This window comes from Hydrogenophaga electricum (assembly GCF_030160815.1).
Taxonomy (GTDB): Bacteria; Pseudomonadota; Gammaproteobacteria; order Burkholderiales; family Burkholderiaceae_C; genus Hydrogenophaga; species Hydrogenophaga electricum.
The window spans coordinates 1-13780 of record NZ_BSPB01000071.1 but is presented as its reverse complement, the minus strand read 5'-3'; the positions used below and the strand labels follow the sequence as shown (position 1 = coordinate 13780).

Here is a 13780-nt window from a genome sequence, read left to right as displayed (position 1 = left end):
ACGCAGGCCGACGCGCGTGTGGCCGCGAACACGCCGGTGGCGCAATCCCTGCAGCGCCTGGCCCAGTCGCCCGAGCAGCAGCTGGATACCGCACCCAGCCACCAAGCCCCGGCCCTCGGCGCAATGGCGCGGGCCTGAACGCCGCCGTCACCGCTTTGGAGGAGCCCGGTGCAGACTGGGTGGACCCTTGACGTTGCCGTGATCGGGGGGGCATGGGGGGACGGAACATCTGGCTTCAACCCCCTTCATGAGCCTCGTGCAACCGGCGCACGCCGGTCTGCACCGTGTGCGAACGGTCGCGCACCCATGTTGGGTTCGGTCGGCCGTTTTCTGCATCATTTTGGACCATTTGGTCAAAAAACTTCTGAATATGGTTTTTAGCTTGTTGATTTAAAAAGATTTATTGGATTGGCACGGTGCCTGCTAAAGAAGCGCAGGCCGGCCGTTCTTGTGTTTTGTCATGGGCACCAGCCGGGTTCTTGTGTTTCATCCCCGAAAGGTCCTTATGAACGTCGGCGTCTTCATTCCCATTGGCAACAACGGCTGGCTGATCTCGGAAAACGCCCCGCAGTACAAGCCCTCGTTCGAGCTGAACAAGCAGATCACGCTGGAGGCCGAGCGCTATGGCATGGACTTCGCGCTGTCCATGATCAAGCTGCGCGGGTTCGGCGGCAAAACCGAGTTCTGGGACTACAACCTGGAATCTTTCACGCTGATGGCCGGCCTGGCGGCCGCGACGACGAAGATCAAGCTGTTCGCCACCGCCCCCTCGCTGCTGTTGCCGCCGGCCATGGTGGCGCGCATGGCTGCCACCATCGACTCCATTTCGGGTGGCCGCTTCGGCGTCAACCTGGTGACGGGCTGGCAGCGCCCGGAGTATTCGCAGATGGGCATGTGGCCCGGTGACGAATTCTTCTCCACCCGCTACGCCTACCTGTCCGAATACATCCAGGTGCTGCGCGACCTCTGGGAGACGGGCCACTCCGACTTCAAGGGTGATCACTTCCAGATGGACGACTGCCGTCTGGCGCCGCAGCCGCAGGCACCGATGCAAGTGATCTGCGCCGGCCAGAGCGACGCCGGCATGGCGTTCTCGGCCCGGTACGCCGACTACAACTTCTGCTTCGGCAAGGGCGTGAACACGCCCACCGCCTTCAAGCCTGCGGCCGACAAGCTGATCGAGGCGGTGGCCAAGACCGGCCGCGAGGTCACGTCCTACGTGCTGATGATGGTGATCGCCGACGAGACGGACGAAGCCGCCTTCGCCAAGTGGGAACACTACAAGGCCGGTGCCGATACCGAGGCCATCGCCTGGATGGCGCAGCAGGGCGCGGCCGACACCAAGTCGGGCGGCGACACCAACGTGCGCCAGATGACCGACCCGACCTCGCCGTCGGCGGTCAACATCAACATGGGCACGCTGGTGGGCTCCTACGCCAGCGTGGCGCGCATGCTCGACGAAATGGCCGACGTGCCGGGCACCGAGGGTGTGCTGCTCACGTTCGACGACTTCGTGGCCGGTGTGCGCGCCTTCGGCGAACAGATCCAGCCGCTGATGAAGAGCCGCACGCATGTCGACAGCCCGGTGCCATCGCGCGTGGCGGCCGAGGCCGTGGCCGCCTGAGGAGTGCCCCGATGAGCACCGCCAAGACCAACCAGACCCTGACTTCCAGCACGCCGGTGGGCATCGCACCGGCGCCGGGTGCGCCCGCCTGGGTGCTGCCTTCACGGCCGGAGCCGCTGCTGCTGCAACCCACCAACACCGCGCTGGTCGTGGTCGACATGCAGAACGCCTACGCCACGCTGGGCGGCTATGTGGACACGGCCGGCTTCGACATCTCGGGCGCCCAGGGCACCATCGCCGGCATCGCGCGCTGCGTCGAGGCGGCGCGCCGTGCCGGGGTGCTGGTGGTGTTCCTGCAGAACGGCTGGGATGCGCGGTACGTCGAAGCCGGCGGCCCCGGCTCGCCCAACTGGTACAAGTCCAACGCGCTCAAGACCATGCGCGCCCAGCCCGAACTGGCCGGCCGCTTTCTGGCCAAGGGCGGCTGGGACTACGAACTGGTCGACGCGCTGCAGCCCGGCCCGCAGGACATCGTGGTGCCCAAGCCGCGCTACAGCGGCTTCTTCAACAGCGCGCTGGACAGCACGCTGCGCGCGCGCGGCATCCGCAACCTGGTGTTCACCGGCATCGCCACCAATGTGTGCGTCGAATCGACCCTGCGCGACGCTTTCCACCTGGAGTATTTCGCCGTGATGCTGGCCGACGCCACGCACCAGCTGGGATCGGCCGAGATCCAGGCCAGCACGGTCTACAACGTCGAAACCTTCTTCGGCTGGGTCTCCAGCATCGACGCGTTCTGCACCACGCTGGCCGCCGGCTGAGGCGCGCCACCAACCCGTTTCCCTTTTCTGCCTTCAGGAGTTTTTCATGCCTCAGACCGCCATCATTCCGCCGGGCACCGGTGTGCCCATCGCCCCCTTCGTGCCGGGCACCCTGGCCGACGGTGTGGTCTATGTGTCGGGCACGCTGCCCTTCGACAAGGACAACAACGTCGTCCACGTCGGTGACGCGGCGGCGCAGACGCGCCACGTGTTGACCACGATCCAGGGCGTGATCGCCGCCGCGGGCGGCACCATGGCCGACGTGACGATGAACCACATCTTCATCACCGACTGGGCGAACTACGCGGCCATCAACGCCGTGTATGCCGAGTTCTTCCCCGGCAGCAAACCGGCGCGTTTCTGCATCCAGTGCGGCCTGGTCAAGCCCGACGCGCTGGTCGAGATCGCGACCATCGCGCACGTCGGCGCCAAGGGCTGAGGGCGATGGCGCTGCTCGTCCACGACGTGGCCGGCCCGGCCGACGGGCCGACCGTGCTGCTGTCTTCGGGGTTGGGTGGGGCGGCCGCGTTCTGGCGCCCCCAGCTCGACGTGCTGCTCGCAGCGGGCTGGCGCGTGATCACCTACGACCAGCGCGGCACCGGGCGCAGCGGGGGCGTGCTGCCCACGCCCTACCGCATCGCCGACATGGCGAACGATGTGAGGGAGCTTCTGGACGCCACCGACACCGCCGCCTGCCATCTCATCGGCCACGCCCTCGGGGGGCTGGTGGGGCTGCAGCTCGCGCTGGATGCCCCCGGGCGCGTGGCCAGCCTGGGGCTGGTCAACGCCTGGTCGCAGCCCAACCCGCATTCGGCGCGCTGCTTCGATGCCCGGCTGGCCCTGCTGGCGGCGGGCGGCGCGCGCGCCTACTGCGAGGCCCAGCCGATCTTTCTCTACCCCGCCACCTGGTGCGCGGCGAATCCGCAGCGTGTGCAGGACGAGGTCGATCACGCGGTCGCGCATTTTCCGGGCGAGGCGATCATGCGCCAGCGCATCGCCGCGCTGCGCGCCTTCGACGTCGATGCCCGCATGGGCGAGATCGGCGTGCCGGTCTGGGTCAGTGCGGCGCAGGACGATGCGCTCGTGCCCTGGACCTGCTCGCAGCACCTGGCCGATTGCCTGCCCCGGGCCACGCTGCACACCCTCGCGCACGGGGGGCATGCACACAGCGTGACGCAGGCCGACGCTTTCAACACCGCCCTGCTGGCCTTTCTGGCGCAGCAGGCGCCAGGCGTTTGCGCATGAGCCCCCGCCCGGCCGCTCCGAAGGGGGCTCGCACCGCAGCGCATCAGCGCGAAGGTACGCCAATAACCCCCCGACCGATCGTTCCAAAGGGGGCTCGCACCGCAGTGAGAAACACGGAGATTTTTCAATGAGCCATCTGCTCGATCCGGCCGCGCTGGCGGCCCTGTTCACCGAAGCCCGTTCCCACAATGGCTGGACCGACGAGCCCGTGTCCGACGATCTGCTGCGGCAGGTCTACGAACTGACGCGCATGGGGCCGACCTCGGCCAACTGCTCGCCCGGCCGCTTCGTGTTCGTGCGCAGTGCCGAGGCCAAACGCAAGCTGGCGCCGGCCCTGTCCAAAGGCAATCTCGACAAGACCCTGGCTGCCCCGGTGACGGTGATCGCGGCCTGGGACACGCAGTTCCACGACAAGCTGCCCCAGCTCTTTCCGCACGTGGATGCGCGCGGCTGGTTCACCGGCAGCCCGGCCGTGGCGCACGAAACCGCGTTTCGCAACGCCACGCTGCAGGCGGGCTACCTGATCCTGGCGGCGCGCGCGCTCGGGCTTGACGCCGGGCCCCTGTCGGGCTTCGACAAGGCGCTGGTGGACGAGGCGTTTTTCGCGGGCACCTCGTGGACCAGCAACTTCCTCATCAACCTCGGGCATGGCGACGCGAGCAAGCTGTTCGGGCGCCTGCCGCGGCTCTCGGTCGACGAAGCCTGCCGCTTCGACTGAAGGCGCGCATTTCCCTCCAGGACACAGAGATTCGTATGGCACCGATCATGAACGTACAGCGCAGCGACTACCGCGACGCGATGGCACGCCTGGGGGCGGCTGTGAGCGTCGTCACCACCGACGGCCCGGGCGGGCAGGCCGGCTTCACCGCGTCGGCCGTGTGCAGCGTGACCGACGACCCGCCCACACTGCTGGTCTGCCTGAACCGCTCGGCCTCGGTGTACCCGGTGTTCGAGGCCAACGGTGTGCTCTGCGTCAACGTGCTCGCCGCCGGGCAGCAGACCCTGTCGAACCTGTTCGGGGGCAAGACCCCGATGCCCGAGCGGTTCGCGGGGGCCCGCTGGAGCCTGCTCGTCACGGGCGCGCCGGTGCTCGAAGGTGCCACGGTGTCGTTCGACTGCCGCGTGAGCCGGCGCACCGAGGTGGGTTCGCACGACGTGCTGTTCTGCGAGGCCGTCGCCATCCGTGGCAGCGACAAGGCGCAGGGCCTGGTCTACTTCGACCGCCGCTATCACGACCTGCTGGCGGCCTGATCCTGCCCCGGTGCGCGGGCGATGCCATCGAGCACGATGGCCTGCACGTTGCGCACCGTTTCTTCGAAGAACTCGGGGTCGTCCAGCGTGCGGCCGGAAACGGCCTGCACCTGAACCGCAAAATCCGCGTAGTGCTGCGTGATGGCCCACAGCGCGAACACCAGATGGTGGGGTTCGACAGGTGACAGCGCGCCGGCCTCGATCCACGCCCGGATGACGCCCGACTTGCGCTCCACCAGTTCGCGCAGTTCGTGCGCCAGCTCGTCCTGCAGCAGCGGCGCCCCCTGCACCATTTCCAGACAGAACAGCCGCGAGGCATCGGGCCGGTCGCGCGAGAGCATCAGCTTGTTGCGGATGTAGCCGGCAATAGCTTCGCGCGGATCCTGCTCGGCGCTGAACCCGCGCAGCGGGGTCAGCCACAGGTCCAGCAGATCGCGCAGCACCGACACGTACAGCTCTTCCTTGCTGGCGTAGTAATAGAGCAGGTTGCTTTTGGACACCTTGGCGCGCGCCGCGACCTGATCGACCGTCGTGCCGTGCAGCCCGTAGCGCGAGAACAGACCGAGCGCCGCCCCCAGGATCGTGCTGCGCTTGTCTTCGAGCTGGCGCTGGCGCCGGCCTGCCGGGCTGGCCGTGGCAGGGCGCGTGCTGCGCGAGCGTTCGGTCCGGCCACCCGCTGCTTTCTGGCCGCTGGCGGGCAGCGGGGCGCGGGCGCTGCTGCGGGGGGCGGTGGGCGCGGTGCGGGTGGGCGACGACGGTGCAGGCATGGCAAAAATTCCTCCCGGGTGTGGTGCTGTCGGTGCGTGCCGTGGCATGTTGAACCGACATGATGCAGGAAGTGTGCACGGCCGTCGCACCATGGCTGCGCACGCTTGCACCAGCGCTGCGCGTAGGCAGGTCGAAATCATCGAAATCAGAAATTTGTCCAACTGGTCCAGTTGGCATGGACGTTGCAACGTACCGGTCATCTTCGACCTGTTTCCCCATTCTGGAGTCGCTTGCCATGCCCGCCCTCAATGTTCCCGTCATCGACCTGCAGCCCTGGTTTTCCGGCACGCCGGAAGGCAAGGCAGAGGTTGCCCGCGCCGTGGACGATGCCTGCCGCGGCATCGGTTTCCTGGTCATCAAGAACCACCAGATCGACCCGGTGCTGATCCAGCGCGTGACCGAGGCTTCGAACGCCTTCTTCTCGCTGCCGCTGGCGGCCAAGCGCAAGGTCGACCGCCCGCGTGACGATGCCGTGCGCGGCTACAGCGCGGTGGGGGAAGAGGGGCTTTCCTACAGCCTCGAAGAAGCGGCGCCAGGCGATCTGAAAGAGTCCTACTCCATCGGTCCGAGCAACGTGCCCGACGACGACTACCACCGGGGGCCGGCGGCGGGCGCACATTTCGAGCCCAACCTGTGGCCTGAAGAGATTCCGGACTTCAAGGCCGCTTACGAAAGCTACTTTGCCGCCATGAGCGACCTGGCGCGCGAGCTCATGCGCATGTTCGCTGTGGGGCTGGGTCTGCCCGAGCGGTTCTTCGACGACAAGCTCGACGAGCACATCAGCATGTTCCGCGTGCTGAGCTATCCGGCGCAGACGGAAGCGCCGCAGCCCGGTCAGATGCGCGCCGGCGCCCACAGCGACTACGGCAGCCTCACCATCGTCATGCCCGATGGCCCGGGCCTGCAGGTCTTCAACAAGGCCGGTCAGTGGGTGGACGTGCCCTACATGCCCGGCACCTACGCGGTGAACATCGGCGACCTGATGATGCAGTGGACCAACGACCAGTGGGTCTCGACCCTGCACCGCGTGGTCAACCCGCCGCTCGAAAGCGCCGTGCTGAACAAGCGCCGCCAGTCGCTGGTGTTCTTTCACCAGCCCAACTACGACGCGATGATCGAATGCCTGCCGGTCTGCCTGGCCGAAGGCGAGCAGCCCCAGTACGCGCCCATCAGCTCGGGCGATCACCTCACCGCCAAGTTCGTCAAGCAGACGACCTTCGGCGGGACCAAGGCCGCGGTCTGAAGGAGACGTGCGCGTGGCCCACCTTTCCTATGTCAACGTCTTCGCCAAGGACGTCGTGGCGCTGTCCGGCTTCTACCAGCGCGTGTTCGGCTTTCCCGAAATCGAGGCGATCCGCTCGCCCATCTTTCGCGGGCTCGATACCGGCAAGTCCAGCCTGGGCTTCAACGCGCTCGACGCCTACGAACTGCTGCACTTGGCCGAGTTCTCCGACACGCGCGGCGTGAAATTCCTGCTGAACATCGATGTCGACAGCCAGGCCGACGTCGACCGCATGGTGCCGGTGGCCGTCGAGGCGGGCGCGACGCTGATCAAGCCGCCCTATGTCACCTACTACAACTGGTACCAGTCCGTCTTGCTGGACCCCGAGGGCAACGTCTTCCGCATCAATTTCATGATGGACTGAACGTGTGCCCCTGGCATCGGAGGTTCCCCGATGCCTTCTTCCCCGGTGGGTTTCTCTTTCCGCTGTCTTCTTTTCTTCTGTTCGTGTTTGAAAGGTCTTGACCATGCTGCGCAAACTGCTTTCGATTTCTGCCGCCACGGCCGCCGCCGGCATGGCGGCCACCGCCACGCCAGCCCTGGCCGATGGCTTCACCCTGCCGGGCAAGCCATCCATCGCGATGCTCTATTACGGCCCCAAGAACGACGGTGGCTGGACCCAGGCTTTTGACGAAGCCCGCGTCAAGATCGAGAAGGCACTCGGGGTGAAGATCAACTTCGTCGAGAACATCACGGAAGACGCCTCGGTGATCAAGCCGGCGGCCGAGCGCTTCATCTCGCGCGGTGCCAACATCGTCATCGGCACCGCCTTCGGCCATTCCGACGCCTTCAAGGATTTGGCCGCCAAGCATCCCAAGGTGGCCTTCCTGAACGCTTCGGGCACCACCAACGGCCCGAACCTCGAGTCCTTCTACGGCCGCACCTACGAAAGCCAGTACCTGTGCGGCATGGCCGCCGGCGCGGCCAGCAAGAACGGCAAGCTCGGCTTCGTGGCCGCCAACCCCTTCGGCGTGGTGAACTGGACCGTCAACGCCTTTGCGCTGGGCGCGCAGAAGATCAACCCCAACGCCACGGTCAACGTGATCTACACCGGCACCTGGAACGACCCGGTCAAGGAGCGCGCGGCTGCCTCGGCCCTGATCGACCAGGGCGCCGACGTGATCGGCCAGCACGTGGATTCGCCCACGCCGCAGATCGTGGCGCAGGAACGCGGTGTCTATGGCACCGGCCACCACCGCGATCTGCGCCAGTTCGCGCCCAAGGCCACGCTGTGCTCGTCGGTCTGGGTCTGGGACAAGTTCCTCGTGACCGAACTCAAGAAGATCATCGCCGGCGGCTGGAAGCCGGCTCCCTATGGCGCCTTCATTCCGATGAGCGAAGGCGGCACCGACATCGCCGGCTTCGGCGCTGCCGTGCCGGCCGACAAGGTCAAGCTGATCCAGGCCGAGCGCGAGGCGCTGCTCAAGGGCAAGCAGATCTACGCCGGCCCGCTGGCCGACCGCGACGGCAAGGAGCGTGTGGCCGCTGGCCAGGTGCTGTCCGATGCCGACCTCTGGAAGATGGACTGGTTCGTCAAGGGTGTGGTGACGCAGAAATGACGACCTGGATGAGCGCCTTGCCGGCGCAGGCCCGGCCCGCCAGCGCCCCTTCCGGGGCGCGGCGGCCAGACACCGGGTGGAGCGCGGAGGCCCCATGACCCCGGCCCTCACCCTGCGGGACATCCGCAAGAGCTTCGACGGTTTTCTTGCGCTGGACAACGCCCACATCGCGGTGCGCTGGGGCGAAGTCCATGCGCTGTTGGGGGAGAACGGTGCCGGCAAGTCCTCGCTCATGAACATCGCCGCCGGGCTCTACAAGCCCGAGGCTGGCGAACTGCTGGTCAATCACAACCCGGTGCGCTTCAACGGCCCGCGCGACGCGGCCCGCGAGCACATCGGCATGGTGCACCAGCACTTCAAGCTGGTGCGGCCCTTCACGGTGGCGCAGAACATCCTGCTGAGCCTGCCCGAGCCGGCCGAGCCGCTGTCGTACCGGCAGCGGCTGGCCGAAGTGGCCCGTCGCGTGCAGGCCCAGGCCGCGGCGCTGGGCTTTGCCATCGACCCGCAGGCGCGCATCGACCAGCTGTCCATCGCCGAACAGCAGCGGGTGGAGATCCTCAAGGTGTTGCTGGCGGGTGCCCGCATCCTCATCCTGGACGAGCCGACCGCTGTGCTCACCGACCAGGAGGCGGCCAGCCTGCTGACCACCGTGCGTGCGCTGGCGCGTGAAGGCGCCGCCGTGGTGCTGGTCACCCACAAGATGGCCGACGTCAAGGCCTATGCCGACCGCGTGACCGTGATGCGCGGCGGGCGCACGGTGGCCTCGGTCGATCCGGCCGAGACGCCGGTGGCCGAACTGGTGCGCCTGACGGTGGGCGAGGGCGTGGACGACGGCGCGGTGGCCGCACCCCGGCGTGCCGGTGATCGCGGCGCGCCGATGCTGACGGTGCGCGAACTCGCGCTGGGTGCGCGCGGCGGCCACCGGCCGCTGGACGGCGTGAACCTGACCGTGCACGCTGGCGAGATCTACGGCATTGCCGGCGTGGGGGGCAACGGCCAGGGCGAACTGGCCGCCGCGATCATGGGCCTGTCGCGCGGTTTTGAGGGGGAACTGCGGCTGCAGGCGGTGAACCTGCTTTCGGTGTCGCCCGCGCGGCGGCGCCACCTGGGCATGGCGGCCATTCCGGCCGACCGCTACAGCCACGCGCTGGCCGGGGCGCTGTCGATCGCCGAGAACTTTGGCATCGGTCTGGTGCACGCGGGCCGTTACGGCTTCAGCCTCTGGCTGCGCAAACGCCGCATGGACGCCGAGACCCGCGACGCCGTGGCCGCCTTCGACGTGCAGGGCGTGCGCTCGGTGGCGCAGAAGGCGGCGCTGCTGTCGGGCGGCAATGCGCAGAAGCTGGTGCTGGCGCGCGAATTCAGCAAGCAGCCGCGGCTGGTGCTCGCCCACAGCCCGAGCCGGGGCCTGGACGTGCGGGCCGGTGCCGAGGTGCACGCGCGCCTGCGCGCGGCGCGCGACGCCGGTGCTGCGGTGCTGCTCATCAGCGAAGACCTCGACGAGGTGCTCCGGCTGGCCGACCGCGTGGGCGTGATGGCCCGGGGGCGCATCGTCGCCGAGTTCGAACAACCGGCCGATCGCCAAGCCATCGGCCAAGCCATGACGCACCATGACTGACGCCGTTTCCGGGGTGCCCGCACCCCGCCGTTTCGAACCCTTGTTCAGCCGCCGCTACACACTGGAAATCCGCCAGCAGATGGCCTGGCCGCAGCAGGCTGCGGTGCTGGCGCTGGCCGTGGTCGCGGGCCTGCTGATCTCGGGGGCCATCCTGGTGGCCGCAGGCGTGCCGGCGGGCGAACTCTTCCAGGAATTCGTGGTCGCCACCGTCTTCGATGCCCAGAGCCTGCAGGCCGTGCTGTTCCAGGGCGCACCGATGATCATGGTCGGCCTGGCGGCGGCCATCGCGTTCCGTGCGCGCTACTGGAACCTGGGGCTGGAGGGGCAGATGATCTGGGGCGCGATCGGCGCCACCGCGCTCTCGGTCTACGACGTCGGGCCGCCCGGCCTGCGCCTGCTGCTGATGTTTGGCGTGGCGCTGGTGTGTGGCCTGCTCTGGTCGCTGCTGCCGGCGCTCTTGCGCCTGCGCTGGGGCGTGAACGAAATCATCGCCACCCTGATGCTCAACTACGTGGCCGGCAACTTCCTGCTGCATCTGCTGTACGGGGCCTGGAAAGATCCGGCCAGCGCCTTCCCGCACTCGCCGGCTTTCCAGCCGTTCGAGCGCCTGCCGGAACTGCTCGGTCCGTCGGGCGCGGCGCTCGGGATCGCGCTGGTCGCCATGCTGGGCGTGTGGTGGCTGGTGAACCTGAGCCGGGCGGGGCTGTACCTGCGCTTCGTCCAGGCCAGCCCGCCGGTGGCGCACGCGGTCGGTGTGCCGGTGACCCGCATGGTGCTGGTGGCCGTGCTGCTGTCGGGCGCGCTGGCGGGGGTGGCCGGCTTTCTTGTCACCTCCGGGCAGGAGGGGCGGCTGACCCAGGCCTTCTATCACGGCTACGGCTTCTCGGGCATCCTGATCGCCTTCCTGGCGCGCAACCACCCCATTGCCGCCACCGTGGTGGCGCTGCTGATCGCCACGCTGTTCGTGGCCGGTCGCAGCCTGCAGGTGTTCTACCAGATCCCCTTTTCGATGGTGCAGCTGATCCAGGCCATCGTTGTCATCTGCGTCGCGTCGTCGGACTTCTTCATCCGCCACCGGCTGCGCCGCGTCTTGCCTTCGTGAGGTCCGCATGGAATTGATCGGTCACTGGATCGGCAGCATCCCCGATTTCGCCGTCCCCTACGCTCTGGCTGCGCTGGGCCTGATCCTCACCGAGCGCGCAGGCGTGCTCTCGCTCGGGGCCGAAGGCTTCATGCTGATCGGTGCGCTCGCTGCCATCGGCGCGCAGCTGGCCTTCGGGGCCACGGCGGTGTCGCTGGTGCTGGCCATGCTGGCGGCCAGTGCCGCGTCGGTGCTGTTCGCCATCATGGTGGTGTGGCTGCGCATGCACCAGGTGATCGCCGGGCTGGTGATGGTGTTTTTCTGCCAGGGGCTGTCGAGCCTGCTGGGCTCGGTGCTGGGGTGGACCAACATGCCCGTCACCTCGCAGGGCGCGGTCGCCCTGTGGCCGCTGTCCGAGCTGCCGGTGGTAGGCAGATTGTTCGTGCAGAACCCGGTGGTGTTCCTCACGCCGTTCATCTTTCTCGCGGTGGTGGTGTTTCTGCAGCGCAGCGGGGCCGGGCTCAAGCTGCGCGCCGTGGGCGAAAACCCGCAGGCGGCCGATGCGGCCGGCATCCCGGTCGAGACCTACCGCTTTCTGGCCGTGGTGGCGGGTGCCGCGCTGGTGGGGCTGGCGGGGGCCTACATCTCGCTGCTGTCCACCAAGCTGTGGATCGCCGGCATGACGGGCGGGCGCGGCTGGATCGCGGTGGCGCTGGTGATCTTCGCGCGCTGGTCGCCCTGGAAGGCGCTGGCCGGCGCGCTGCTGTTCGGCTGCATCGAGGCGCTGATCCCGCAACTGGCGGCGGCCGGCGTGAAGCTGCCGCAGTACTTCGTGCTGATGACGCCCTATGTGGTGACGCTGGGCGTCATGGTGTGGGTGGCCATGGGCCGCCAGCGTGGCGCCGACGCGCAACCCGGCGCGCTGGGTGAACCCTATGTCCGTGAGGAAAGACGATGAAGATCTGGGTCTACGACCAGCCCCGCGAGGTGGCGCGCGAAACGTTTGCCGACTACCTCGATCCGGCCACCACGGCCGTGATCTCGATCGACATGCACCGCGGCCACCTGGAGGACAGCCCCGACTGTCCCTGCCCGGCGCCGCGCGCGCGCGACGTGGTCGCTCCCATCGACGCCTTTCACCGCCAGGTGCGGGCGCGGGGCATGCCGGTGGTGCACGTGAAGTCGGTGCTGCGCCCGGGGGGCGAAGACGATCTCAGGGGCATTCCGGCCGCCTGGCGCCGCACCTTTGCGCAACACGTGGGGCCGATCCCCAACGCCGACGCCCACGCGCTCGAAGGCAGCCGCTGGACCGAGTGGGTGACCGAGGTGTTGCCGCAGGACTGGCGGGTGGAGAACAAGCGCCGGCTCTCGGCCTTCTACCCGACCGACCTGGACTTCCTGCTGCGCAACCAGGGCATCCGCACCGTGGTGTTCGATGGCGGCTTCACCGACTGCTGCGTGCTCAACTCGGCCTTCGACGCCAACAACCACAACTACCGCGTGATCGTGCTGCGCGATCTGGTGCGCGGCACCGACGACCACCTTGAATCGGCGGCGTTGTCCATGGTGTCGCTGCACCTCGGGCTGGTGATGGACTCGGCCGAACTGCTGGTCACCTGGCGCGGTTGAGGCAGGTGGCCGGCGACCGCGTGCTTCAGCGGTAGGGGTTCTTCACCCCGAGGCCGGCCAGGATCTGGATTTCGCGCGCTTCCATGGCTTCGGCATCGGCTTCACCGGTTTCGTGGTCCCAGCCCTGCGCGTGCAGCGTGCCATGCACCAGCAGGTGCGCGTAGTGGTCGGCCAGGGAGCGTTTCTGTTCCTTCGCTTCGCGCGCCACCACCGGGGCGCACAGCACCAGGTCGGCCATCACCAGGGGTTCGGTGGCGTAGTCGAAGGTCAGCACGTTGGTGGCGTAGTCCTTGCCACGGTAATCGCGGTTCAGGGCCTGGCCTTCTTCGGCGTCGACGATGCGCACCGTGATTTCGGCGTCGGCTTCCAGCGCGTGCCGGATGCAGCGCACGACTTTGTGGCGGGCCAGCGCGGCGCGGTGCGGGGCCGGATCGGCCAGCTGGCTGAACTGCAGGGAGAGGCTGAGGGCGGGCAGCGGCATGGCGTGGGGGCGTCGGGGCGGGTCAGGGCTGGGGCTGCGCGCGGCAGCCGCTCAGCAGGGTTCTTTCGGCGGCGGTGTGGTCGGCCGGCTGGATGGCCAGGAAACCCTCGTCGCCCTGGGTGTACCAGCGCAGGCCTTGCTGTTCGTCCTGGTCGATGTACCGCACGCCCGATGCGGCCGGCCGGCTTTGCAGCACGGCAATGTGTCCCTGGTAGCGCATCGATGCGAACGACTCGCCCGCGGGCGGGTTGAGGTAGGACACGTCCAGCCGTGCGCCGCCTTCGCACAGGTAGCTCACGTCCTGCTGCTGCGCGGTGCCTGCGGGCTGGGGCGTGGCGGTGCCGCAACCGGCCAGCAGGGCCAGCAGGGCCAGCGTGGTGGCCCAGAGGTGTGGGCGGCCGGGCAGGGGCGTGCGGCCCTGGTCGGGGGTGTTCATGCGGCGTCCTCGGGGTGGCTGCGCCGGGCGCGGCGCGGGGCGGCG

16 protein-coding genes are annotated in these 13780 nt (G+C 68.2%); 13 read left to right on the top strand and 3 right to left on the bottom strand.

Annotated elements, in window-relative coordinates:
- Positions 1–505 precede the first annotated feature (505 nt).
- From rutA to rutF, 6 genes are all read left to right on the top strand, one after another.
- Positions 506–1624: a pyrimidine utilization protein A gene (rutA, locus tag QQK43_RS21195; protein ID WP_284309359.1), complete on the top strand. Its 1119-nt coding sequence runs from the start codon at positions 506–508 to the stop codon at positions 1622–1624.
- A gap of 11 nt (positions 1625–1635) precedes the next feature.
- The gene (rutB, locus tag QQK43_RS21190) at positions 1636–2385 is read left to right on the top strand and encodes a pyrimidine utilization protein B (RefSeq protein ID WP_284309358.1); all 750 of its coding nucleotides are present in this window, start codon (positions 1636–1638) and stop codon (positions 2383–2385) included.
- A gap of 46 nt (positions 2386–2431) precedes the next feature.
- Positions 2432–2824 (top strand): pyrimidine utilization protein C, encoded by a 393-nt coding sequence (gene rutC / locus QQK43_RS21185; protein ID WP_234267037.1) that lies wholly within the window; start codon positions 2432–2434, stop codon positions 2822–2824.
- A 5-nt stretch (positions 2825–2829) separates the two neighbouring features.
- Entirely contained in the window at positions 2830–3630 is an 801-nt protein-coding gene (rutD, locus tag QQK43_RS21180; RefSeq protein ID WP_284309357.1) for a pyrimidine utilization protein D, read from the top strand.
- Between the two features lie 127 nt (positions 3631–3757).
- A complete protein-coding gene (locus tag QQK43_RS21175) occupies positions 3758–4348 on the top strand; it encodes a malonic semialdehyde reductase (protein ID WP_234267039.1) in 591 nt (196 codons plus the stop codon).
- A 35-nt stretch (positions 4349–4383) separates the two neighbouring features.
- Positions 4384–4881: an NADH-dependent FMN reductase RutF gene (gene rutF, locus QQK43_RS21170; RefSeq protein ID WP_284309356.1), complete on the top strand. Its 498-nt coding sequence runs from the start codon at positions 4384–4386 to the stop codon at positions 4879–4881.
- Here rutF and rutR read toward each other — a convergent pair.
- Positions 4860–5648 (bottom strand): HTH-type transcriptional regulator RutR, encoded by a 789-nt coding sequence (gene rutR, locus QQK43_RS21165; RefSeq protein WP_284309355.1) that lies wholly within the window; start codon positions 5646–5648, stop codon positions 4860–4862. The genes rutF and rutR overlap by 22 nt on opposite strands.
- Before the next feature lie 236 nt (positions 5649–5884).
- Here rutR and QQK43_RS21160 point away from each other — a divergent pair, with 236 nt between their 5' ends.
- The 7 genes from QQK43_RS21160 to QQK43_RS21130 all read left to right on the top strand — a co-directional run bounded on the left by QQK43_RS21160 (position 5885) and on the right by QQK43_RS21130 (position 12818).
- Positions 5885–6892, top strand: a complete 1008-nt coding sequence (locus tag QQK43_RS21160; RefSeq protein WP_234267043.1) for an isopenicillin N synthase family dioxygenase — start codon at positions 5885–5887, stop codon at positions 6890–6892.
- A gap of 13 nt (positions 6893–6905) precedes the next feature.
- Positions 6906–7295, top strand: a complete 390-nt coding sequence (locus QQK43_RS21155; RefSeq protein WP_284309354.1) for a VOC family protein — start codon at positions 6906–6908, stop codon at positions 7293–7295.
- A 103-nt stretch (positions 7296–7398) separates the two neighbouring features.
- Complete coding sequence (locus QQK43_RS21150) at positions 7399–8490, top strand: BMP family ABC transporter substrate-binding protein (RefSeq protein ID WP_284309353.1); 1092 nt, start codon at positions 7399–7401, stop codon at positions 8488–8490.
- A gap of 94 nt (positions 8491–8584) precedes the next feature.
- Entirely contained in the window at positions 8585–10108 is a 1524-nt protein-coding gene (locus QQK43_RS21145) for an ABC transporter ATP-binding protein (RefSeq protein ID WP_284309352.1), read from the top strand.
- Positions 10101–11210, top strand: a complete 1110-nt coding sequence (locus tag QQK43_RS21140; RefSeq protein ID WP_284309351.1) for an ABC transporter permease — start codon at positions 10101–10103, stop codon at positions 11208–11210. Before QQK43_RS21145 ends, QQK43_RS21140 begins: the two co-directional genes overlap by 8 nt.
- Before the next feature lie 7 nt (positions 11211–11217).
- Positions 11218–12147: an ABC transporter permease gene (locus QQK43_RS21135; RefSeq protein WP_284309350.1), complete on the top strand. Its 930-nt coding sequence runs from the start codon at positions 11218–11220 to the stop codon at positions 12145–12147.
- Positions 12144–12818 (top strand): cysteine hydrolase family protein, encoded by a 675-nt coding sequence (locus tag QQK43_RS21130; protein WP_284309349.1) that lies wholly within the window; start codon positions 12144–12146, stop codon positions 12816–12818. Before QQK43_RS21135 ends, QQK43_RS21130 begins: the two co-directional genes overlap by 4 nt.
- Positions 12819–12843: 25 nt before the next feature.
- Here QQK43_RS21130 and ybeY read toward each other — a convergent pair whose 3' ends face one another.
- Together ybeY and QQK43_RS21120 are read right to left on the bottom strand one after the other, a co-directional pair.
- Positions 12844–13299, bottom strand: coding sequence for an rRNA maturation RNase YbeY (gene ybeY, locus QQK43_RS21125; RefSeq protein ID WP_234267050.1), 456 nt, complete (start codon positions 13297–13299; stop codon positions 12844–12846).
- Positions 13300–13321: 22 nt separating this feature from the next.
- On the bottom strand, positions 13322–13735 hold the full coding sequence (locus tag QQK43_RS21120) for an MliC family protein (RefSeq protein WP_284309348.1): 414 nt from the start codon (positions 13733–13735) through the stop codon (positions 13322–13324).
- Between the last annotated feature and the right edge of the window lie 45 nt (positions 13736–13780).

Coding starts and splice junctions, on each gene's coding strand:
- rutA (WP_284309359.1), top strand. CDS start 506: ATGAACGTCGGCGTCTTCATTCCCATTGGCAACAACGGCTGGCTGATC.
- rutB (WP_284309358.1), top strand. CDS start 1,636: ATGAGCACCGCCAAGACCAACCAGACCCTGACTTCCAGCACGCCGGTG.
- rutC (WP_234267037.1), top strand. CDS start 2,432: ATGCCTCAGACCGCCATCATTCCGCCGGGCACCGGTGTGCCCATCGCC.
- rutD (WP_284309357.1), top strand. CDS start 2,830: ATGGCGCTGCTCGTCCACGACGTGGCCGGCCCGGCCGACGGGCCGACC.
- QQK43_RS21175 (WP_234267039.1), top strand. CDS start 3,758: ATGAGCCATCTGCTCGATCCGGCCGCGCTGGCGGCCCTGTTCACCGAA.
- rutF (WP_284309356.1), top strand. CDS start 4,384: ATGGCACCGATCATGAACGTACAGCGCAGCGACTACCGCGACGCGATG.
- rutR (WP_284309355.1), bottom strand. CDS start 5,648: ATGCCTGCACCGTCGTCGCCCACCCGCACCGCGCCCACCGCCCCCCGC.
- QQK43_RS21160 (WP_234267043.1), top strand. CDS start 5,885: ATGCCCGCCCTCAATGTTCCCGTCATCGACCTGCAGCCCTGGTTTTCC.
- QQK43_RS21150 (WP_284309353.1), top strand. CDS start 7,399: ATGCTGCGCAAACTGCTTTCGATTTCTGCCGCCACGGCCGCCGCCGGC.
- QQK43_RS21145 (WP_284309352.1), top strand. CDS start 8,585: ATGACCCCGGCCCTCACCCTGCGGGACATCCGCAAGAGCTTCGACGGT.
- QQK43_RS21140 (WP_284309351.1), top strand. CDS start 10,101: ATGACTGACGCCGTTTCCGGGGTGCCCGCACCCCGCCGTTTCGAACCC.
- QQK43_RS21135 (WP_284309350.1), top strand. CDS start 11,218: ATGGAATTGATCGGTCACTGGATCGGCAGCATCCCCGATTTCGCCGTC.
- QQK43_RS21130 (WP_284309349.1), top strand. CDS start 12,144: ATGAAGATCTGGGTCTACGACCAGCCCCGCGAGGTGGCGCGCGAAACG.
- ybeY (WP_234267050.1), bottom strand. CDS start 13,299: ATGCCGCTGCCCGCCCTCAGCCTCTCCCTGCAGTTCAGCCAGCTGGCC.
- QQK43_RS21120 (WP_284309348.1), bottom strand. CDS start 13,735: ATGAACACCCCCGACCAGGGCCGCACGCCCCTGCCCGGCCGCCCACAC.